We start from the raw sequence: 18578 nt of genomic DNA, 5'->3' as shown, positions 1-18578 counted from the left end.
CCATCGCGCCGACCGAACGGGGCGGCCGTGGCGAGGCCTTCATCGTCGCTGGAGACAACTCGGCTCAAGATGGTGGGAAGGGCTGATGCGCAGCAGTTCCCACCATCTTGAGCCGGCACAGGTCAGGGGCGGTCGACGTGGCTCAACGATGACGTCGTCAGCTCAGTCGCTCATCGGCTCGCTTCGGGCTTGGCCTGTTCGTCGGCCATGTACTGCGCGTACCAGGCCGGCCAGTCCGGGTCGGGTCCGGTCTCCTGCTCGTGGCGGCCGTGTGCGGCCTCCGCGCGTCGCAGTGCGGCTGCCAGGTCGGCGACCGAGTCATAGGTCGTTGGCATGGGAGCGCTCCTTGTTCGCGAGACTCGCCGGCCCGGCACTCACTCCCACAGTCGGCCGGGGAAGCGCGTGGTGATCTCCTGGAGGAACCAGCCGTTGCCGTCCGGGTCGTTGAACGAGGCGAACGAGAAGTAGCTCGCGCGGTTCGGGGCCAGGCCGGGGACCCGTCCCTGACCGCCCGGGAGGGGTATGCCACCGCCCTCGGCGTGGAACACCTCGCTCACGTCGACGCCGCGGCCCGCCAGGTCGGCCCGGGCCGCCTCGACGTCGTTCACCGCCAGCCAGAGGCCCTGCACCGAGCCGGGCGCCATGTTGGTGTAAGTGGGGCCCACCAACATGGCCGAGCAGTCCGACCTAGGTGGCGTCATCTGCACCACCCGGCCAGGCCCCTCGCCGAGGTCGGCATCCTCCCGCCACCCCAGCGACTGGTAGAAGCTCTTGGCCCGGCCCACATCGGCGACGGGCACCATGACGAACTCGAGTCTCATGTCCACGCTGTCGACTCCTCTCCCCTGCGATGGCAGCGACGTTTCCACGCCTTCGGTTTCTGTGCCCTTGCCTGGCTCCCTGCGCCCATCCTCAACCAGCAATCGTCCGAAATCCCCAGAAAACGAAAAGTCATGAAAAGCCTGACGGCTGGTGCCAGGGCTGAGCGGGGTGGCCCGGGGCGGCGGCCCGGGGCCGTGTCACAGGCCGCCGGCGACGCGCAGCACCGCGCCGGTGGTGTACGAGGCGTCCGGGCCGAGCAGCCAGGCGACGGCGCCGGCGACCTCGTCGGGTTCGCCGGCGCGGCCCATCGGTATCCGGCCGGCGGCGGTGTCGGCGCGGTCGGGCACGCCGGAGAGGGTGTGGATGTCGGTGCGGATGACGCCGGGGGCGACGGCGTTGACCCGGATGCCGTGCGGGGCGAGCTCCTTGGCCAGGCCGATGGTGAGGGTGTCGGTGGCGGCCTTGACCGCGGCGTAGTGGATGTACTCCCCCGGGCTGCCGAGGGTGGCGGCGGCGGAGGAGATGTTGACGATGGCGCCGCCGCGGGTGAGCCGGCGGGTGGCCTGCTGGGCGCAGAGGACGTACCCGAGGAGGTTGACGTCGACGACCTGGCGCAGGTCGTCGGGGCGCAGGTCGGTGAAGGGCCCGATGGGGCTGGTGACGCCGGCGTTGTTGACCAGCCCGGTGAGGGGGCCGAGGTCGGCGGCGGCGTCGAAGAGCCGCGCGATCTGCTCGGGGTCGGTGGTGTTGGCGGGTACGGCGACGGCGCGCCGGCCGAGGGCGTGGATGTCGGCGACGACTCCGGCGGCGGCGTCGTGGTCGCGGCGGTAGCCGATGGCCACGTCGTGGCCGTCGTGGGCGAGCCGGCGGGCGGTGGCGGCGCCGATGCCGCGGCTGCCGCCGGTGACGACGGTGACTGGGTTCAATGCGCCGCTCCCCTGCTCCGGGTGAGGCGACGCTACCGTTTCCGGCACCGGGCGGGCAGGGAGAGGGTGGTCACAGGTGACGCGGGCGTTGGTGTTGGGCGGCGGCGGGGTGACGGGGGTGGCCTGGGAGTGGGGGCTGCTGGCCGGGTTGGCGCGGCGGGGGGTGGCGCTGGCGGAGGCGGATCTGGTGGTGGGTACGTCGGCCGGGTCGGTGGTGGGTGCGCAGTTGTGCTCGGGGCGGCCGGTGGGTGAGTCGTACCAGGCGCAGTTGGCGCCGGCGGTGGGTGAGGTGGCGGCGCGGTTCGGGGTGGCGGCGGTGGCGCGGTTGGTGTGGGCGGGTGGTCGTACCCGGGACGCGGTGCGGGCGCGGGCGCGGATCGGGGCGATGGCGCTGGCGGCGCGTACCCCGTCGGAGGCGTCGCGGCGGGCGGTGATCGAGGCGCGGTTGCCGGTGCGGGAGTGGCCGGCGCGGCGGTTGCTGGTCACGGCGGTGGACGCCGCCTCGGGTGAGTTCGTGGTGTTCGACGCCGGTGGTGGGGTGTCGTTGGTGGACGCGGTGGGGGCCAGTTGCGCGGTGCCGGGGGTGTGGCCGCCGGTGACGATCGGTGGGCGGCGGTACGTCGACGGTGGGGTGCGCTCGGCGGTGAACGCGGACCTGGCCGCGGGTGCGCAGCGGGTGGTGGTGTTGGCGCCGGTGACGTCGGCGTTCGGGCCGATGCCGCGGTTGTCGGCGCAGGTGGCGGCGTTGCGGGCGGCGGCGCGGGTGGCGGTGGTGTCGCCGGATCGGGCGGCGCGGGCGGCGATCGGGCGCAACGTGCTGGATCCGGCGCGGCGGGCGGCCGCGGCGCGGGCGGGCTTCGCGCAGGCGGCGGTGGTGGCCGAGGAGGTGGCGGCGGTGTGGGGCTGAGCGCGGCGCGTACGCTGCGCGCGTCGGTGCGGCGAGCGTGGAGGTGCGCGGTGGCGGGTGTGGGCGTCGGTGACGTGATGGAGGATTTCGTCCTGCCGGACGAGACGGGTACACCGCGGCGGTTGTCGGAGCTGTTGGCTTCGGGTCCGGTGGTGTTGTTCTTCTATCCGGCGGCGATGACGCGGGGGTGCACGGCGGAGAGTTGCCACTTCCGGGATCTGGCGGCGGAGTTCGCGGCGGTGGGGGCGCAGCGGGTGGGGATCAGCCGGGATCCGGTGGAGAAGCAGGCGGAGTTCTCCCGGCGGCACGGTTTCGACTATCCGTTGTTGTCGGATGTGGACGGTGTGGTGGCGGAGTCGTTCGGGGTGCGGCGTCGGCTGCCGTTGGGGCCGTTGAGCATGCGGCGGATGACGTTCGTGATCGGGGTGGACCGGCGGGTGCTCGCGGTGATCCACAGTGAGCTGGACATGAACGGTCACGCGGATCAGGCGTTGCGCGCCCTGGGGGGTTGATCTTCCGGCTGTCGCAGCCGGCTGGTATCAAGGGCAGCAATCAGACACGTGTACGGAAGAGGGCTGTGATGGCGGGCCAGGGTTTGTCCGATGACGAGGTAGCCGGCATCCGGGAGGCGTTGGCGGCCGGGCGGAAGCCGAAGGTGGTGTTCACCGCCTCGGCGGGGCAGGTCGCCGGGCAGGTGGGTCAGGTGGTGGAGCTGACCGATCCGGCGGTGTCCGACGAGTTCGTGGTGGTGCGTTTCGGCCGCGACGAGTTGCCCTTCTCCCCCGCCGACGTGGCGGTGGCGCCGCGCGGGGTGGGTCGGAAGGTGGTGGAGGCGAAGCCGGAGCCGCCGGCCGAGGAGCCGGTCGCGCCGGTGGAGCCGGAGTTCGTGCTGGACACCCCGCGGGTGCCGGCGCCGCGGCGGGAGGAGCCGAAGGTGGAGCAGCAGGTGGAGGCGAAGCCGGCCCGGCGGGCGGTGAAGGCCGTGAAGCCGAAGGGTCCGGCGGGGCTGACGGTGACGTTGGCGTACGCCGACGGCGAGTGGACGGTGGCGGCGCAGCAGGGCAGCAAGGCGCTGGCGAAGCCGTACGTGGTGAAGCCGGCGGAGGCGTTGAAGATGGTGGCGCTGGTGGACGTGCCGGGGGTGCAGGAGGCGGTGGAGCAGATCCTGGGCGCGGAGCGGGCCGAGGCCGAGCAGCAGGCGGAGAAGCTGCGCGCCGAGCTGGCGGAGATCGAGGCGCGCCTGGCGGAGCTGCGCGAGGCCCGCTGAACGGGTGGCGGGGCCGTTGAGGCGGCCCCGCCGACCGGTCAGAAGTAGTCGAGCAGGTGCGCTGGCCCCCCGGCGGCCAGCAGGTCCAGGGCCCGGGGGTCGGCGCCGGTGGCGCAGCGCAGCAGGCCCGCGTCGGTGACCGACTGGGCGGTGGCGGCGCCGGCGTAGAGCAGGGCGAAGCCGCGTACGGACAGGTGCAGGGCGGCTTCGGTGGTGACGCGGGTGAGCTGGGCGGCGCCGTCGGCGACCTCCAGGCGCCAGGTGCCGGTGTTCCAGTCGGCGAGTTCGTCGTCGAGGGTGAACTCGACGCTGCCGCGTGCGTGGCCGGGCCAGCCCCGCTCCCCCACCGCGCGGGCGACGTCGACGGGGCGGTGCATCCAGGTGTCCTGCTCGTGTTCGCGGGCCTTCTCCAGCGGCAGCTGGGCGGCGAGGGCGTCGCCGGGCAGCGGGGTCAGCCGCAGCGTCGGGGTGACGCTGTGCCAGCTGGCGAGGACGCCGACGAGTTCCCGGGCGGCGTCGGCGGTGGTGGCGAAGAGGTCCTCGACGGTGAGGACGGCGTCGGGGCCGTAGCCTCGGCCGCGGTTCCAGCCGGCGTAGCCGACGAGGCGTCCGTCCTGTTCGACGAGGGTGAGCCCGTCGAAGGGCGGGTCGTCGGCGGTGAACTGGTCGCGGTAGTGGTCGAACACCGGGCCGCGCCGGGTGAGCAGGCCGTTGCGGTGCCGGGTGACCTGCTCGTAGAGGTCGAACACGGCGGGCAGGTCGGCGAGGTCGCCGGGACGGACGGCCAGCCGCCCGGTGGTGCGGGGCCGGGTCAGGACGGCGGTGGGCAGGTCGACCGTGCGCAGCACGCCGGTGACCTCCCAGCCGCAGGCGCGGTAGGGGGCGCCGACGGTGGGGAAGAGCGCGCTGACGGCGGCGCCCCGCTCGTGCGCGCCGCGCAGCAGGGCGCGCAGCAGCTCGCGGGCGACGCCCCGGCCGCGCGCCTCGGGGGCGACGGCGACGCCCGCGACGTCGGCGGCGGGGACCGGCCGGCCGGTCCACCACTGGTCGTGGTGCAGGTCGACGGCCTTGCCGACGAGCCGGCCGGTGGCGTCGAAGGCGCCGTAGCGGGTCATCCCGGGCACCGGGGTGGTGGCGTGCGGGGGTGGCTGCGGAGCGGAGCCGAAGGCGAGCCGGCCGAGCTGCCAGGCGTCGGCCAGCTCGTCGGCGGTGAGTTCACGGACGTTCGGGGTGGTGGGCACCGGCACACCCTAGTGCGGTGTCCACCAACGTTCACCGGGTTTCCGATACGCCGTTGTGGATCCTCGCCGTGTGGCGAGCGACTCCCCACCTGGTGGTGGGGCGGGCCTCCGCGGGCCAACTGATCCTCTCGCCGCCTGTGGTGAGCGGCGGGGATCACGCCGGGACTGGCTGGCACCGGGGAGGTGTCGGCCGGCTCGACGGTGCTTGACCACCTCGGGCAGCAGAACGGCTGCTGTGCAGGCGGTGGGTCCGCCGCCCGAGGTGCGGGTGGCGATGATGGCTGCCGCGATCAGGTCACGGTGCCCGGAGAACGTGCAGTGCGGGCAGGTCAGGGTCCGGCCGCGGGGTTTCGGCACTCGCCGCAGACAGGTGGGGCAGGTGGAGGACGTGCCGCGCTCGTCGACGAGGTCGACGGTGATGCCCGCCTGGACAGCTTTGTCGGTGAGGACCTGCATGTGACCGTTGAAGACACGGCCTAGGGGTGAGCGACTTGCGCCCGCGGCTGCGGCAGGACGCCGCCCCGATCGTGTCCTCGGCCTCGGGTACTGTCCGTCTGCGCCGGACGCGCGCCCCTGCTCTCGGCACAGCAACCGGTCGCCGGGCGAATGCGCGGCGGCAGGCAACGGCGGCCGTTACCGGCAACACCGGATCCGACGTCAACCCGATGGGACTATCACGATGCGAAGCGACATCGCCCACCGCCGCACGGCACTGGTCATCACGACGGCAGTAACCCTGCTGTCGATCAGCGGCTGCGGGCAGGATGGTGCCTCAGTTGGCGCCACGTGGCAGAGCGGTGTCTCCGCGTCGCCGGCCGCGGGCGGCGCGAAAACGACGGCGCCGGCGGGCGGCTCGAAGCAGAAGATCAGCGCCGCGTGCCCGCTGGTCGACATGAAGACCATCGACTCGACGTTCAACGTGACCGACGTGAAGGCCGAGGAGAACAAGCCCGTCAAGAGCACCGGTGCCACCACCTACGCGTGCGACTTCGCCAACGCCGGCCGGCTGTTCCTCACCGTCGGCGTGTCGGTCGCACCGGACAATGGCTCGTCGGCGGCGGCCAACGTCCGCGCCGCCCTGTCCAACCGGACCGGCGAGCCGCTCAACGGTATCGGTGACACCGCCGCCTACGACGAGGCGGGCGGCATCGGTTCGGTCGCCGCAGCAAAGGTGACGGGCTCGCAGATGCGGGTGCTGATTGTGCACGGTGCGCCGGACGACAAGGAGGCACTGATCAAGATCGCCCAATCCGTCGCACCGAAGATCTAGGGTGCGCGCGACCTCCTCCTTGCACGGAAGCCATCCCAGTCGCGCATCCAGCGGCGGCCTGCCGCGTCACGAGAGCCCAGCGCGACGCTGAGCTCATTGGGCAGCGCTTCGGACGGTACGAGGTGTTCCATCTCGCTGGGTATTTCCACAGCCAAGGCACCCTGGTGCGGCGGCACAGTCCGGACAAGCTCCGGCAGCCGGATTCTCCGGGCTGGCCCGCCCATGGGAACCGCCAAGCGTGGTTGCGAGCGGGCGAAGACGACCTGCACGTCATGGATGGGCTGCTCGGAGGCGTTGAGGACGTACGCTGTCCAGACGTTAACCGTCATCATGTCGCTGGCGATTTCGATCGCACGCGCCGGTAACCGCTTCAGCATGGGCGCGTACCACACCGACACGCCCTGAGCCTGGCTTCGCCGCTCGTCCGCCGCCGGCTCCCGACGGTCCTGCTCGGCGCGCTGGTCGGGAGCCGACTCGATCCGGTAGACCCGGAACGCGACCAGGACGCGACCACCGCGGGAACGACGGTGGCCAGGTTCGCGATCGCGCCGATCCACGTCGCGAGGTCGCCGAGTTCGGCCCTGGCCAGTAACGCCGCGAGCCAAGGAGAACGCCAGCACGATGTGAGGGTACGGAGCGAACGCCAAGCCCGGACCTGCCCACTACCGACGACGCGGCTACCCCTGACCAACTGCCGTTGCAGCTCTAGCGGCGTGGGTCGGGTCGGTCCGCCGGTTTTCGGGCGGCCGGTGGGTCAGGGGCGGCTGTGGTGGTGCAGGACTCTGGTCAGCAGGCGGGACAGCTGGTCCCGTTCGGTGGGGGTGAGTGGGGCGAGCAGGTCGTCCTGGATCCGGGTCAGGGTGTGTGCGATCCGGTGTAGCTCCCGTTCGCCTGCGGCGGTCATGGTGACGATGTTGCGGCGCCGGTCGGTGGGGTCGGGTGAGCGTCGGACGAGGTCGCGGGCGGCGAGTTCGTTGAGGGCGGCCACCACGTCGCTGCGGTCGATGCCGCAGCGACGGCCCAGTTCGGCCTGGCTGGCCGGGCCGTACTCCTCCAGCGCGGCGAGCAGCCGGTAGTGGTAGCCGCGGGCGTCGATCCGGCCGAGTCCTTCGGTGACGAGGCGGGCGGCGTGTGCGGCGGTCTGGGTGAGCAGCCAGCTCGGGGTGGCCCGTAGGCGGGTGGGTGGCTGCGAACCGTCGGTGGTCTCCACGTGGCGGACGCTACCAGCGTTCGTTGGCTCGGCCCACGATCTCTGATACGTTGGCCGCGCCAACGTTGGCCGCGCCAACGGAAAGATCGGGAGGAGTGCCCATGTCCCCCACACCCGCCCTCGACGGCCAGGTCCTCGGCCAGGCCCACCACGCCACCCGAGCCGTACTGGAACGTGAACTGGCCCGGCTCGGGATCTCCTTCACCCAGTCGGTCGTGCTCGGTGTCGTCGCCCGCGAGGGTGGCGCGGTCGACCGCGCCGCCCTCACCGACCGGATCACCGGCGCCCTGAAGGTCGACGAGCCGGCGGCGCGGGCGACGATCGCCGAACTGGCCGAGGCCGGGCTCATCCGGCAGGACGACGCCCGCGTCGCGCTCACCGCCGCCGGCCGGGACGTTCGGGGTCGCGTCGACGACGCCGTCGCCGGCATCACCGCCCGCCTCTACGCGGGCATCCCCGCCGAGGAGATGGCCGTCGCGGGCCGGGTGCTGGCCCTGGTGAAGCGGCGGGCCGACGAGGACCTGGCGGCCGGCCGGGGCTGACCGCGTCGCGGGGCCGGTGCGACCCCCTCGCCCCGGCCCCGCGTCTCCCTCGCGCCCCACGCGTGGTCTCAGTGTTGCGGAATGTTCACTACCCCGATCCGCTTGCGGAACACCCAGTAGGTCCAACCTTGGTAGGCGAGGACGATCGGGGTGAAGATCACCGCCACCCAGGTCATGATCTTCAGGGTGTAGGGGGTGGAGGCGGCGTTGACGGCGGTGAGGGTGCCGGCGGGGTCGCCGGTGGAGGGCAGCACGTTGGGGAACAGCGCCGCGAAGAGGGTGGCCACAGCCAGGGCGATCGCCACGGCGGTGCCGGTGAACGCCCAGCCCTCCCGGCGTACCCGGGCGGCGGCGAGCCCGCCGAGCAGGGCCAGGGCCGCGCCGGCGGCGAGCACGACGGCGGCGGCGCTGGAGCGGATGTTCAGGGTCCAGGCCAGGAAGGCCACCGCGAGGACCGCGGCGCCGACGCCCAGCCGCACGGCGAGCGCGCCGGCGCGCTCGCGGATGTCGCCGGTGGTCTTCAGGGCGATGAAGACGGCGCCGTGGGTGAGGAACAGCACGGCGGTGGTGGCCCCGCCGAGCAGGGCGTACGGGTGCAGCAGGTCGAGCAGGCCGCCGACGTACTCGTGGTCGGCGTCCAGCGGCACGCCGCGCAGGATGTTGGCGAAGGCGACGCCCCAGAGGATCGCCGGCACCAGGGAGCCGTAGAAGATCGCCTGGTCCCAGCGGCGCTTCCAGGACGCCTCGGGCCGCTTGTGCCGGTATTCGAAGGCCACGCCGCGGGCGATCAGGGCGAGCAGGATCAGCAGCAGCGGCAGGTAGAAGCCGGAGAAGAGGGTGGCGTACCACTCGGGGAAGGCGGCGAACATGGCGCCGGCGGCGGTGATCAGCCAGACCTCGTTGCCGTCCCAGACCGGGCCGATGGTGTTGATCAGGACGCGGCGTTCCCGGTCGTCGCGGCCGAGGACGGGCAGCAGCATGCCGACGCCGAAGTCGAAGCCTTCGAGGACGAAGTAGCCGGTGAAGAGGACGGCGACGAGGAGAAACCAGATGGTGGTCAGTTCCACGGTGGGGCTCCGGGGTCAGTAGGCGAAGGCGAGCGGGCGCTCGGCGTCGTCGGTGTCGTCGGGTTCCGGGGCGGGGGTGAGGTCGGGGACGCCGGCGCGGGCGTAGCGGACCAGGAGTTTGAACTCGATCACCGCGAGGGTGGCGTAGATCAGGGTGAAGGCGGTGAAGGAGGTGAGCACCTCGGCCAGCGACACGCTGCGGGACACCCCGTTGCGGGTGAGCATCTCGCCGTAGACGATCCACGGCTGGCGGCCCATCTCGGTGAAGATCCAGCCGAAGGAGTTGGCCAGCAGGGGCAGCACGGGCATGACCAGGCCGGCGCGCAGCAACCAGCGGTTGGTCGGGGTGCGGCCCTTGCGCTGGGACCAGAGCACCAGCAGGGCGATCGCGGCGGCGGCCATCCCGAAGGCGATCATGAAGCGGAAGCTCCAGTAGGTGACCGGGATGATCGGGGTGTAGCTGCCGGCGCCGTACTGGCTGGCGTACTGGGCCTGCAGGTCGTTGATGCCCTGGACGGTGCCGTTGGGGTCGCCGGTGCCCAGGTACGACAGCAGGTACGGGATCTTGATGGCGAACAGTTCCCGGCTGCCGTCGAGGCTGCCGATGGTGAGCACGGAGAACGAGGCGGGGCTCTCGGTGCTGTAGAGGCCCTCGGCGGCGGCCATCTTCATCGGCTGCACCTGGGTCATGATCTTGCCTTGGATGTCGCCGGTGATGGCCACCAGCGCCGCGGAGACCAGGACCACCCAGGAGCCGAACCTGGTGGCGAACCGGTACGCCCCGGTGTCGGCGCTGCCGCGGTTGCGCATCACGTGCCAGAGGCCGACGGTGACCACCAGCGAGCCGGCGACCAGGAACGATCCGGCCAGGGTGTGCGGGAAGGTGATCAGCGCGACCTTGTTGGTCAGCACGGCGACGAAGTCGGTGAGTTCGGCGCGGCCGGTGTCGGGGTTGATCCGGTAGCCGACCGGGTTCTGCATGAACGAGTTCGCCGCGAGGATGAAGTAGGCGCTGAGGTTGGAGCCGATCGCGGCGGCCCAGATGCTGGCCAGGTGCAGGCGCTTGGGCAGCCGGTCCCAGCCGAAGATCCACAGGCCGATGAAGGTGGATTCGAGGAAGAACGCGACCAGGGCCTCGATGGCCAGGGGTGCGCCGAAGATGTCGCCGACGAAGCGGGAGTAGTCGCTCCAGTTCATGCCGAACTGGAACTCCTGCACGATGCCGGTGACCACGCCCATCGCGAAGTTGATCAGGAAGAGCTTGCCGTAGAACTTGGTGAGCTTGAGGTACCGCTCGTTGCCGGTGCGGTGCCACAGCGTCTGGAGGATGGCGACCAGCACGGACAGGCCGATGGTCAGCGGCACGAAAAGGAAGTGGTAGACGGTGGTGACACCGAACTGCCACCGGGCGACGTCCAACGCGTCCACCTGGCACCCCCAGCTGTTCATACTACGAGACGTAGTAAATACTACTGCGCGTCGTAGAGGAATCGGGGGGCTCGAACCGGCCCGGGACCGATGACCTTGATCACCTCTGCCGCCCCGGCCCGGCGTCCCACCCCACCGCCACCTTCCCCCGTGCGACCATCCACCCCTGATGGACACCACCGGATGGCAGCCGCCGCTGCTCTGGCGCACCGCCCAGCTGATCGCCCGCCTCGCCGTCGCCGCCCTGGCCCGACTGGAGGTCACCGGCGACGTGCCGGCACACCTGCGCCGGGGGCCGCTGATCCTGGCCGCCAACCACATCAGCCCCTTCGACCCGGTCGTGCTGGCCGCCGCCTGCCGGGCCCGGGGCGTCGCACCCCGCTTCATGGCCACCGGCGGGCTGTTCCGCGCCCCCGTGCTCGGCGCGCTGATGCGCCACGCCGGCCACCTGCGCGTCGACCGGGGCACCGCCGCCGTGCACCACGCCCTCGCCGACGCCGCCGCCGCGGTCGCCGCCGGTTCCGTGGTGCTGGTCTACCCGGAGGGACGCATCGGCCTGGACCCCGGCCTGTGGCCCGAACGCGGCAAGACCGGCACCGCCCGACTCGCCCTGGCCTGCGGCGCCCCCGTCATTCCGGTCGCCCAGTGGGGCTCACACGAGGTGCTGCCGTACCGGGCGCCCAAGGGCCTGCTGCGCGGCGTCGCCCGGTCGCTGCTGCGCCGACCGGTGATCCGGGTGCGCTTCGGCGAACCCCTCGACCTGCACGACCTGGCCCACGGCACGCCCGGCGCCGCCCGGCAGGGCACCGACCGGATCATCGACGCGATCACCGACGCGCTGGCGCCGCTGCGCCGCGACGAGCCGGACCGGCCCCGCCACGTCGACCCCGGTCGCCCCGTCGACACCAGCCGCGCCCACCGCCGCCCCCCGGCGGCCTGACCCCGTCGGGCGGCGACCACGTCACTCGCCGGCGGCGTTCAGGATCGGCACCAGCTGCTCCTCCTCGTACGCCAGGTGCGCCCGTACCTGGCTGGTCAGGCGGTCCACCTCGCGGCCCAGCGCGTCGGGGCCGGCGACGGGTGTGGCCAGGACGACACGCAGCTCGTCCAGCAGCGCCGCCATCGTCCGGCGCTCGGCGGCGAGGCGGTCGAGCACCGGGGCCAGATCCGGCTGGCGTCCGCTCCCCCGCCGGGCAACCCGGAGTTGGCCTCGCGCGGCCCGCAACGGTGAGAGCCTGCCCGCAGGCGTTCCACAGGAAAGGCAGGGCAGACATGAGCGAGCAGACGGTGCTGGTCACCGGCACTTCCACCGGCATCGGCCTGGAGATCGCGCTGGGCTGCGCGCGCGCCGGCTGGCGCACCGTGGCCACCATGCGTGACCTCGGGCGCGCCGACCGGCTGCGCGCCGCCGCCGACGCCGCCGGGGTCGCCGACCTCATCGACGTACGCCGCCTCGACGTGGCCGACGCGGACTCGGCCGCCGCCGCCGTGGCCGAGACCGTGGCGGCGTACGGGCGGCTCGACGCGGTGGTCAACAACGCCGGCGCCGGGCACCTCGGCACCCTGGAACAGGAGACCGTCGACGACGTGCGGGCCGTCATGGAGGTCAACTTCTTCGGGGTGCTGCACGTCAGCCGGGCCGCGCTGCCGCACCTGCGGGCCAGCCGGGGCCGGCTGGTCAGCGTCACCAGCGTCGGCGGGGTCATCGGGCAGCCGTTCAACGAGGCGTACTGCGCGGCGAAGTTCGCCGTCGAGGGGTTCATGGAGTCCCTCGCGCCGGTCGCGGCGAGCGTCGGAGTGACCGTCGCCGTGGTGGAGCCGGGCGCGGTGGCCAGCGAGTTCGTCGCCAACATCGGCATCGACCGGGACCGCGCGCTCGCGCAGGCCGGGGTGTACGCACCGGCGCTGCGGGCGTACCTCGACCGCGCCGGCGGGGCGTTCGCGGCGGCGCAGTCCTCGGCGGACGCCGCCACCGTCGTGGTCGCGGTCGTCACCGGTCCGACCCCGCCGCCGCGTACCCAGACCTCGACGACGGCGCGGGAGTTCGTCCGGGTGAAACTGGCCGACCTCGCCGGGACTGCGGTCACCGACCTGACCGGCGGCTGGCTGCGCTGAAGCCCGCCGTCGGGCGGCGAGGGAAACGACGGAGCAGGCGGCGACGTCGGGTGCTCGCCGGCCGGTCATCCGGCAGCCCCCGGCGCGAGGCATACTGCGCTGCGTGCTGACCCGACCCGGCTACCTGGACGCCCCGGCGCCACTGGCCTTCGCCCATCGCGGCGGCGCCGCCGAGGGCGACGAGAACACCGTCGAGGCGTTCGCCCGGGCGGTAGGCCTCGGCTACCGGTACGTGGAGACCGACGTGCACGGCACCGCCGACGGGGTCGCCGTGGTCTTCCACGACGCCACCCTGGAGCGGGTCACCGGTGAGCGGGGGCGCATCGCCGAGCTGCGCTGGGCCGACCTGGCGTCGGTGCGGGTCGGCGGGGCCGCCGTCGTACCCCGGCTCGACGAGGTCCTGGGCGCGTGGCCGCAGGTCCGGTTCAACATCGACGTGAAGTCCGACGGCGGGGTCGCGCCGACGGTCGAGACGGTGACGCGGGTGGGCGCGGCCGATCGGGTGCTGCTGGCCTCCTTCAGCGACGCCCGGCTGACCCGGCTGCGAGCGGCGACCGGGGGGCGGGTCGCCACCGGCCTGGGCATGCGCGGGGTGGCCCGGCTGCGGATGGCCTCGCTGCACGGGCGGCCGCTGCGGCTGCCGCCGTCGGTGGTGGCCGCGCAGGTCCCGCCGCGCTACGGCCGGGTGCCGGTGGTGGATCGCCGATTCCTCGCCTACTGCCACCGGCTCGGGTTGCAGGTGCACGTCTGGACGATCGACGAACCCGCCCAGATGCACGACTTACTTGATCTTGGGGTGGATGGCATCATGACCGATCACGTCGGCGTGCTGCGCGACGTCTACCGCAGCCGCGGCCACTGGGCCGCCTGAAACCCCGAGGACCGCGATGGCCGACACGGTCACCCCCACCGCCGCCGCCAACCCGGCGAGCACCCGCCGCGAACGCACCGGCTGGTACGTCTACGACTGGGCCAACTCCGCCTTCCAGACCACTGTCATCACCGTCTTCCTCGGCCCGTTCCTCACCACCGTCACCGAGCTGGCCGCCGGGTGCGAACTCGGCGCGGACTCCTGCGACGGGCACGTGTACCCGCTCGGCATCAAGGTGGCGGCCGGCTCCTACTATCCGTACCTGATCTCGCTGTCGGTGTTCCTCACCGTCTTCGTCCTGCCGGTGATCGGGGCGATCGCCGATCGGTCGGCCCACAAGAAGCGGCTGCTGGCCGGGGCCGCCTTCACCGGCGCCGGGGCGACCATCGCGATGGCCTTCGTCACCGGCGACCGGTACCTGCTCGGCGGCGCGCTGTTCCTGGTCGCCAACATCTCCTTCGGCGCGGCGATCGTCGTCTACAACTCGTTCCTGCCGCTGCTGGGCGGCCCCGACGAACGCGACGGCATCTCCAGCCGCGGCTGGGCGATCGGCTACCTCGGCGGCGGGGTGCTGCTCGCGCTCAACCTGGTCGCGGTCACCATGCTCAGCGAGGAGGGCAACCCGCAGCGCACCCTCGACCTGGCCCGCTGGTCCATCGTGTCCGCCGGCGTCTGGTGGGCGGCGTTCACCCTGGTGCCGCTGCGCTGGCTGCGCGAACGCCCCACCGCCGCGGCGCTGGCCGGCGGCGGCAACGTGCTCACCGACGGGTTCCGCCAGCTCGGCCGCACCCTGCGGCAGATCAAGGCGTACCCGCTGACGCTGTTCTTCCTGCTCGCCTTCCTGGTCTACAACGACGGCATCCAGACCGTCATCACCCTGGCCAGTCAGTACGGCACCGAGGAGCTGCGGCTGGGGCAGGACACCCTGATCGTGACGATCCTGCTGGTGCAGTTCCTCGCCTTCGGCGGCGCGCTGACCCTCGGCGCGCTGGCCCGGCGCATCGGCGCGTGGAAGACGGTGCTGCTGTCCCTGGCGCTCTGGACCGGTGTGATCATCGCCGCGTTCCGGCTGCCCGCCGAGGCGCCGCTGCCGTTCATGGCACTCGGCGGGGCGATCGGCCTGGTCCTCGGCGGCAGTCAGGCGCTGAGCCGGTCACTGTTCAGCCAGCTCATCCCGGCCGGCAAGGAGGGCGAGTACTACGGCTTCTACGAGATCAGCGACAAGGGCACCAGCTGGCTCGGGCCGCTCGCCTTCGGCCTGGTGTTCCAGCTCACCGCCTCCTACCGGGTGGGCCTGGTCTCACTGCTGATCTTCTTCGTGGTGGGTTTCGCGCTGCTGGCCGCCGTGCCGATCCGCCGCGCCATCATCGCCGCCGGCAACACCCCGCCCCGGGTGCTCTGACCAGCCGATCGGAACGGATCGATGGACTAGGCTGCCCCGACGTGACCGACGACGCCGCTGCCGCCCTGACCTGCCTGGCCCGCCCCCTGCCGGGCCCGGACGACAGCCGGGCCGGCTGCGCCGCCGCCCGCGGCGTCGACGGGCGTCCCCTGCACGCCGCCGCGCTGAAGTTCTTCTGGGGGCCGATGGACTCCGGCAAGTCGACCATGGCGTTGCAGATGAACTACAACCACGCCCGGCAGGGCCGCCGCGGCCTGGTCACCACCCGCATCGACCGGTCCCTCGGACCGCAGGTGACCAGCCGCATCGGCCTGGCCCACTCGGCGGTCGAGGTCACCGACTCCCTCGACCTGCGCGCGCTGGTCCGCGACACCTGGGCCGAGGGGGTCCGGGTCGACTACCTGATCTGCGACGAGGCGTCGTTCTACAACGTCGAGCACGTTGAGCAGATGGCCGAGCTGGTCGACGGCTACGACGTCGACGTGTACGCGTTCGGCCTGGCCACCGACTTCCGCTCCTGCCTCTTCCCGGCCGCGCAGCGGCTGTTCGAGCTGGCCGACGAGGTGGCCCGGATCCAGATCGAGGTGCTCTGCTGGTGCGGCCGGGAGGGGCTGCTCAACGCCCGGGTCGTCGATAGCCGGGTGGTCCGCGAGGGCGCGCAGGTCGTCATCGGCGACACCGCGGACACCGCCGAGGTGCGCTACCAGGTGCTCTGCCGCCGTCACTACCGCAGCGGCGACCTCGGCCCGCGCTCCTAGTACGGGTCGCCGCAGACCCGCCATTCGCCGTCCTCCTTCACCACCGGCAGCCGGCGCTCCTCGGCGGCCCCACCGTCGCGGGTGACCCGGACGGTCACCTCGCCGACCGGCCGTCCGGCCTTCGTCCGCACCGACACGTCGACGATCTCGTAGCCGCTGACCAGCGGCGGGGTCCGCACCCAGCCGGCGAAACCGACCTCGCTCCACCGGCTGCGCGCCTGCGCGCAGAGCCGCTGGTAGGCCTGGTCGACGTCCCCGGCGGCGACCTCCCGGAAGAACCCGTCCGCGGTGTCGCGCACCGGGCCGCTGGCCCCGGTGACCACCTGGACGTTCCAGGTGCCCAACCCGGCCACCCCGACCAGGCACAGGGCCATCGTCAGGCCGCCCAGCACCAACCCGGTCCGCAGCGGACGGCGGGCCCGGGCCGGTCGGGTCCACCCGTCACCGCCCATCACCTGCGACCGTATGCGCCCGGTACGTGCCCGCGCAGGACATCGCCCCCTGTCGCGCCGCCACCGCATCGTCTACGGTCGGCGCACACCATCGAAGGAGCGACGGATGAGCCGCTACGTGCAGCCGGTACCGACCACCGACGACCCGTACACCGGGGACGCGCTACTGCGTTCCTGGCTGGAGCGGCAGCTCGGCCCGGCCGGCCACGCCGCGGCGAAGGGCCGCCTCGCGGACCTGGCCGCCGACGTCGTGGGGCCGCTGCGCGCCGCGCACGCCGACGCCGAGGCCCACCCGCCGAGGCTGGTCCGCTACGACCCGTGGGGCGCCCGCGTCGACCGGATCGACACCTCCGCCGGCTGGCAGGCCCAGCGGGCCGCCGCCGCGCGGCACGCCGTGGTCGCGCTGCCCTACCTGGCGTCCGCGCGCGGCACCTGGGGCGCCGCCGCCCGGGTCGTGCAGCACGCCCTGCTGCACCTGTACGGGCCGGAGTCGGCGACCTTCTCCTGCCCGGTGGCGATGGCCGACGGCGCCGCCGCGCTGCTCAGCCTCCCGGAGGTCGATCCGGGCGTCCGTGACGCCTGGCTGCCCCGGCTCACCTCCACCGACCCGGAGACCGCCGTGGTCAGCGGTCAGTGGATGACCGAGTCGCAGGGCGGCTCCGACCTGTCCCGCTCCACCACCACCGGCCGGCCCGCCGCGGACGGGTCGTGGCGGCTGACCGGGGAGAAGTGGTTCTGCTCCGCCGCCGACGCGCCGATGGCCGTGGCCCTGGCCCGCCCGGAGGGCGCCGGCCGGGGCAGCCGGGTGCTCGCCCCGTTCCTGGTGCCCCGCTACGCCGCCGACTCGCCGCTGGCCGGGGCGACCGCCGCAGCGGACACGCCGGCGCCCGGGATCACCGTGCACCGGCTCAAGGACAAGCTCGGCACCCGCGCGCTGCCGACCGCCGAGATCGGCCTGCGCGACGCGTACGCGCTGCCGCTGGGTGACCCGGCGGTGCCCGGCCTGGTCCGGGCGATGACCCTGGTGGTGGTGACCCGGGTGCACAACGCCGCGGCCGCCGCCGGGGGCATGCGCCGTGGTCTGGCCCAGGCCCGGGCGTACGCCGAGGCGCGGCACGTGGCCGGTGGCGCGCTGTCGGGCAGTCCGCTGCACCGGGCCACCCTCGGTGCGCTCGCCGTCGACGCGGCCGGCGCGTTCGTCCTCGCCGGGCACGCGTTCACGCTGCTCGGCCGGGTCGAGGTGGGCGCCGACCCGGAGGCCGCCGCCGAGCTGCGGGTGGTCGCGCCGCTGGCGAAGCTCGCCACCGGTCGGCTCGCCGTCTCCTCCGCCAGCGAGTACGTGGAGGCCTTCGGTGGCGCCGGCTACGTCGAGGACACCGGGGTCGCCCGGTTGCTGCGCGACGCGCAGGTGCTGCCCATCTGGGAGGGCACCACCAACGTGCTGGCCCTGGACGTGCTGCGCGCGGTCAGCCGGGAGGACGCCGGCGCGCCGCTGCTGCGCCGGCTCACCGCCGCCGTCGACCTGGCCCGGCCGCTGTCACCGGTGCTGGCCGACACGCTCGCCGGGGTCGCCGACGAGCTGCGCGGCAGCCTCGCCGAGGTCACCGCCGATCCGGCGGCCGTCGCGGTGCTGGCGGGCGCCCGCGGGCTGGCCCTGCGGATGGCGTACGCGCTGACCGCCGCGCTGCTGGTCGAGCACGCCGCCTGGGGCGACGAGCAGGCCGAACTGGCCGCCCGGCTCTGGATCCGGCGGTGGCTGCGCGGCGAGGACATCGCCGCCGACGCCCACCACCACCTCGACGTGCTCTGCTGAAGATCGGCTCGGGTCTGGGAACTGAACCTGCCAGGAGATGTCAGGTACCTGCGGCAGGCTGCCGGTCATGACAGCAACCGCCGACCTCGCCATGGTCAACCTGGACAGCTCCGACCCGGCCGGGCAGGCCGCCTTCTACCACCGCCTGCTCGGCTGGAAGATCACCCACAGCGAAGCCGAGTACGCCATGATCACCAGCCCGGACGGCACGTCGGTCGGCTTCGGCCGGGTCGACGGCTACCGGCCACCGGCCTGGCCCGACGAGGACTCCGCCAAGCGCTACCACCTCGACCTGTACGTCGACGACCTCGAGGTGGCGGAGCAGGAGTTCGTCGCGGCGGGGGCGACCCGGCCGCAGTTCCAGCCCGGCGAGGGGCGCTGGGTGGTGCTGCTCGACCCGGTCGGCCAGCCCTTCTGCATCTGCCCCCGCCCACAGGGCTGACGCCGCCTCCCCGGCCGGGTCGCGACGACCCGGCCGGGGACGGCG

General features: G+C 73.2%; 23 protein-coding genes. 12 read left to right on the top strand and 11 right to left on the bottom strand.

Going from position 1 to position 18578, the window contains the following annotated elements:
- Window positions 1–170: 170 nt before the first annotated feature.
- From V6U79_RS22610 to V6U79_RS22600, 3 genes are all read right to left on the bottom strand, one after another.
- The gene (locus tag V6U79_RS22610; protein ID WP_334615728.1) at window positions 171–335 is read right to left on the bottom strand and encodes a hypothetical protein; all 165 of its coding nucleotides are present in this window, start codon (window positions 333–335) and stop codon (window positions 171–173) included.
- Between the two features lie 39 nt (window positions 336–374).
- Window positions 375–821, bottom strand: coding sequence for a VOC family protein (locus V6U79_RS22605; protein ID WP_334615781.1), 447 nt, complete (start codon window positions 819–821; stop codon window positions 375–377).
- Between the two features lie 198 nt (window positions 822–1019).
- A complete protein-coding gene (locus tag V6U79_RS22600) occupies window positions 1020–1748 on the bottom strand; it encodes an SDR family NAD(P)-dependent oxidoreductase (protein WP_334615727.1) in 729 nt (242 codons plus the stop codon).
- Window positions 1749–1824: 76 nt separating this feature from the next.
- Between V6U79_RS22600 and V6U79_RS22595 the strand changes: the two genes are divergently transcribed.
- The 3 genes from V6U79_RS22595 (at window position 1825) to V6U79_RS22585 (ending at window position 3922) form a co-directional block, all read left to right on the top strand.
- The gene (locus tag V6U79_RS22595) at window positions 1825–2655 is read left to right on the top strand and encodes a patatin-like phospholipase family protein (RefSeq protein WP_334615725.1); all 831 of its coding nucleotides are present in this window, start codon (window positions 1825–1827) and stop codon (window positions 2653–2655) included.
- Between the two features lie 50 nt (window positions 2656–2705).
- Complete coding sequence (locus V6U79_RS22590; RefSeq protein ID WP_442933809.1) at window positions 2706–3167, top strand: peroxiredoxin; 462 nt, start codon at window positions 2706–2708, stop codon at window positions 3165–3167.
- Between the two features lie 68 nt (window positions 3168–3235).
- Complete coding sequence (locus tag V6U79_RS22585) at window positions 3236–3922, top strand: hypothetical protein (RefSeq protein WP_334615724.1); 687 nt, start codon at window positions 3236–3238, stop codon at window positions 3920–3922.
- Window positions 3923–3960: 38 nt separating this feature from the next.
- On the opposite strand, the gene V6U79_RS22580 is transcribed toward V6U79_RS22585, so the two are convergent.
- Together V6U79_RS22580 and V6U79_RS29845 are read right to left on the bottom strand one after the other, a co-directional pair.
- Window positions 3961–5163 carry a GNAT family N-acetyltransferase gene (locus V6U79_RS22580; RefSeq protein WP_334615723.1) on the bottom strand — a complete coding sequence of 401 codons (1203 nt, stop codon included), beginning with the start codon at window positions 5161–5163 and terminating at the stop codon, window positions 3961–3963.
- Between the two features lie 9 nt (window positions 5164–5172).
- The gene (locus V6U79_RS29845) at window positions 5173–5619 is read right to left on the bottom strand and encodes a zinc ribbon domain-containing protein (protein WP_442933808.1); all 447 of its coding nucleotides are present in this window, start codon (window positions 5617–5619) and stop codon (window positions 5173–5175) included.
- Between the two features lie 223 nt (window positions 5620–5842).
- Here V6U79_RS29845 and V6U79_RS22575 point away from each other — a divergent pair, with 223 nt between their 5' ends.
- Window positions 5843–6433 (top strand): hypothetical protein, encoded by a 591-nt coding sequence (locus tag V6U79_RS22575; protein WP_334615721.1) that lies wholly within the window; start codon window positions 5843–5845, stop codon window positions 6431–6433.
- On the opposite strand, the gene V6U79_RS22570 is transcribed toward V6U79_RS22575, so the two are convergent.
- Together V6U79_RS22570 and V6U79_RS22565 are read right to left on the bottom strand one after the other, a co-directional pair.
- Window positions 6430–7053, bottom strand: coding sequence for a hypothetical protein (locus V6U79_RS22570; RefSeq protein ID WP_334615720.1), 624 nt, complete (start codon window positions 7051–7053; stop codon window positions 6430–6432). The genes V6U79_RS22575 and V6U79_RS22570 overlap by 4 nt on opposite strands.
- A gap of 134 nt (window positions 7054–7187) precedes the next feature.
- Window positions 7188–7643, bottom strand: coding sequence for a MarR family winged helix-turn-helix transcriptional regulator (locus V6U79_RS22565; RefSeq protein WP_334533932.1), 456 nt, complete (start codon window positions 7641–7643; stop codon window positions 7188–7190).
- Between the two features lie 101 nt (window positions 7644–7744).
- Between V6U79_RS22565 and V6U79_RS22560 the strand changes: the two genes are divergently transcribed.
- Entirely contained in the window at window positions 7745–8185 is a 441-nt protein-coding gene (locus tag V6U79_RS22560) for a MarR family winged helix-turn-helix transcriptional regulator (protein ID WP_334615719.1), read from the top strand.
- 68 nt (window positions 8186–8253) lie between these two features.
- Here V6U79_RS22560 and cydB read toward each other — a convergent pair whose 3' ends face one another.
- Together cydB and V6U79_RS22550 are read right to left on the bottom strand one after the other, a co-directional pair.
- A complete protein-coding gene (gene cydB, locus V6U79_RS22555; protein ID WP_334615718.1) occupies window positions 8254–9252 on the bottom strand; it encodes a cytochrome d ubiquinol oxidase subunit II in 999 nt (332 codons plus the stop codon).
- Window positions 9253–9267: 15 nt separating this feature from the next.
- Window positions 9268–10680 carry a cytochrome ubiquinol oxidase subunit I gene (locus V6U79_RS22550; RefSeq protein ID WP_334615779.1) on the bottom strand — a complete coding sequence of 471 codons (1413 nt, stop codon included), beginning with the start codon at window positions 10678–10680 and terminating at the stop codon, window positions 9268–9270.
- Between the two features lie 169 nt (window positions 10681–10849).
- On the opposite strand from V6U79_RS22550, the gene V6U79_RS22545 reads away from it, so the two are divergent.
- A complete protein-coding gene (locus tag V6U79_RS22545; protein ID WP_334615717.1) occupies window positions 10850–11620 on the top strand; it encodes a lysophospholipid acyltransferase family protein in 771 nt (256 codons plus the stop codon).
- A 21-nt stretch (window positions 11621–11641) separates the two neighbouring features.
- On the opposite strand, the gene V6U79_RS22540 is transcribed toward V6U79_RS22545, so the two are convergent.
- Window positions 11642–11905: a hemerythrin domain-containing protein gene (locus tag V6U79_RS22540; protein ID WP_334615716.1), complete on the bottom strand. Its 264-nt coding sequence runs from the start codon at window positions 11903–11905 to the stop codon at window positions 11642–11644.
- A 47-nt stretch (window positions 11906–11952) separates the two neighbouring features.
- Between V6U79_RS22540 and V6U79_RS22535 the strand changes: the two genes are divergently transcribed.
- The 4 genes from V6U79_RS22535 to V6U79_RS22520 all read left to right on the top strand — a co-directional run bounded on the left by V6U79_RS22535 (window position 11953) and on the right by V6U79_RS22520 (window position 15826).
- A complete protein-coding gene (locus tag V6U79_RS22535) occupies window positions 11953–12795 on the top strand; it encodes an SDR family NAD(P)-dependent oxidoreductase (protein ID WP_334615715.1) in 843 nt (280 codons plus the stop codon).
- A gap of 103 nt (window positions 12796–12898) precedes the next feature.
- Window positions 12899–13666, top strand: a complete 768-nt coding sequence (locus V6U79_RS22530; RefSeq protein WP_334615714.1) for a glycerophosphodiester phosphodiesterase family protein — start codon at window positions 12899–12901, stop codon at window positions 13664–13666.
- 16 nt (window positions 13667–13682) lie between these two features.
- Window positions 13683–15068, top strand: a complete 1386-nt coding sequence (locus tag V6U79_RS22525; RefSeq protein ID WP_334531265.1) for an MFS transporter — start codon at window positions 13683–13685, stop codon at window positions 15066–15068.
- Window positions 15069–15109: 41 nt separating this feature from the next.
- On the top strand, window positions 15110–15826 hold the full coding sequence (locus V6U79_RS22520) for a thymidine kinase (RefSeq protein ID WP_334615713.1): 717 nt from the start codon (window positions 15110–15112) through the stop codon (window positions 15824–15826).
- On the opposite strand, the gene V6U79_RS22515 is transcribed toward V6U79_RS22520, so the two are convergent.
- Complete coding sequence (locus V6U79_RS22515; protein ID WP_334531269.1) at window positions 15823–16278, bottom strand: Rv0361 family membrane protein; 456 nt, start codon at window positions 16276–16278, stop codon at window positions 15823–15825. The genes V6U79_RS22520 and V6U79_RS22515 overlap by 4 nt on opposite strands.
- Window positions 16279–16384: 106 nt before the next feature.
- Between V6U79_RS22515 and V6U79_RS22510 the strand changes: the two genes are divergently transcribed.
- A complete protein-coding gene (locus V6U79_RS22510) occupies window positions 16385–18091 on the top strand; it encodes an acyl-CoA dehydrogenase family protein (protein ID WP_334615712.1) in 1707 nt (568 codons plus the stop codon).
- Window positions 18092–18158: 67 nt separating this feature from the next.
- A complete protein-coding gene (locus tag V6U79_RS22505; RefSeq protein WP_334615710.1) occupies window positions 18159–18533 on the top strand; it encodes a VOC family protein in 375 nt (124 codons plus the stop codon).
- The last annotated feature ends 45 nt before the right edge of the window (window positions 18534–18578 follow it).

It is taken from the genome of Micromonospora psammae (assembly GCF_036902725.1).
Lineage (GTDB): Bacteria > Actinomycetota > Actinomycetes > Mycobacteriales > Micromonosporaceae > Micromonospora.
The sequence above is the reverse complement of the archived record's forward strand: the minus strand, read 5'-3'. Positions and strand labels throughout refer to the sequence as shown.

What these genes read in the sequence shown, in the direction of transcription:
- V6U79_RS22610 (WP_334615728.1), bottom strand. Translation starts at nt 335, where the DNA reads ATGCCAACGACCTATGACTCGGTCGCCGACCTGGCAGCCGCACTGCGA.
- V6U79_RS22605 (WP_334615781.1), bottom strand. Translation starts at nt 821, where the DNA reads ATGAGACTCGAGTTCGTCATGGTGCCCGTCGCCGATGTGGGCCGGGCC.
- V6U79_RS22585 (WP_334615724.1), top strand. Translation starts at nt 3,236, where the DNA reads ATGGCGGGCCAGGGTTTGTCCGATGACGAGGTAGCCGGCATCCGGGAG.
- V6U79_RS29845 (WP_442933808.1), bottom strand. Translation starts at nt 5,619, where the DNA reads ATGCAGGTCCTCACCGACAAAGCTGTCCAGGCGGGCATCACCGTCGAC.
- V6U79_RS22575 (WP_334615721.1), top strand. Translation starts at nt 5,843, where the DNA reads ATGCGAAGCGACATCGCCCACCGCCGCACGGCACTGGTCATCACGACG.
- V6U79_RS22560 (WP_334615719.1), top strand. Translation starts at nt 7,745, where the DNA reads ATGTCCCCCACACCCGCCCTCGACGGCCAGGTCCTCGGCCAGGCCCAC.
- V6U79_RS22545 (WP_334615717.1), top strand. Translation starts at nt 10,850, where the DNA reads ATGGACACCACCGGATGGCAGCCGCCGCTGCTCTGGCGCACCGCCCAG.
- V6U79_RS22535 (WP_334615715.1), top strand. Translation starts at nt 11,953, where the DNA reads ATGAGCGAGCAGACGGTGCTGGTCACCGGCACTTCCACCGGCATCGGC.
- V6U79_RS22525 (WP_334531265.1), top strand. Translation starts at nt 13,683, where the DNA reads ATGGCCGACACGGTCACCCCCACCGCCGCCGCCAACCCGGCGAGCACC.
- V6U79_RS22515 (WP_334531269.1), bottom strand. Translation starts at nt 16,278, where the DNA reads ATGGGCGGTGACGGGTGGACCCGACCGGCCCGGGCCCGCCGTCCGCTG.
- V6U79_RS22510 (WP_334615712.1), top strand. Translation starts at nt 16,385, where the DNA reads ATGAGCCGCTACGTGCAGCCGGTACCGACCACCGACGACCCGTACACC.
- V6U79_RS22505 (WP_334615710.1), top strand. Translation starts at nt 18,159, where the DNA reads ATGACAGCAACCGCCGACCTCGCCATGGTCAACCTGGACAGCTCCGAC.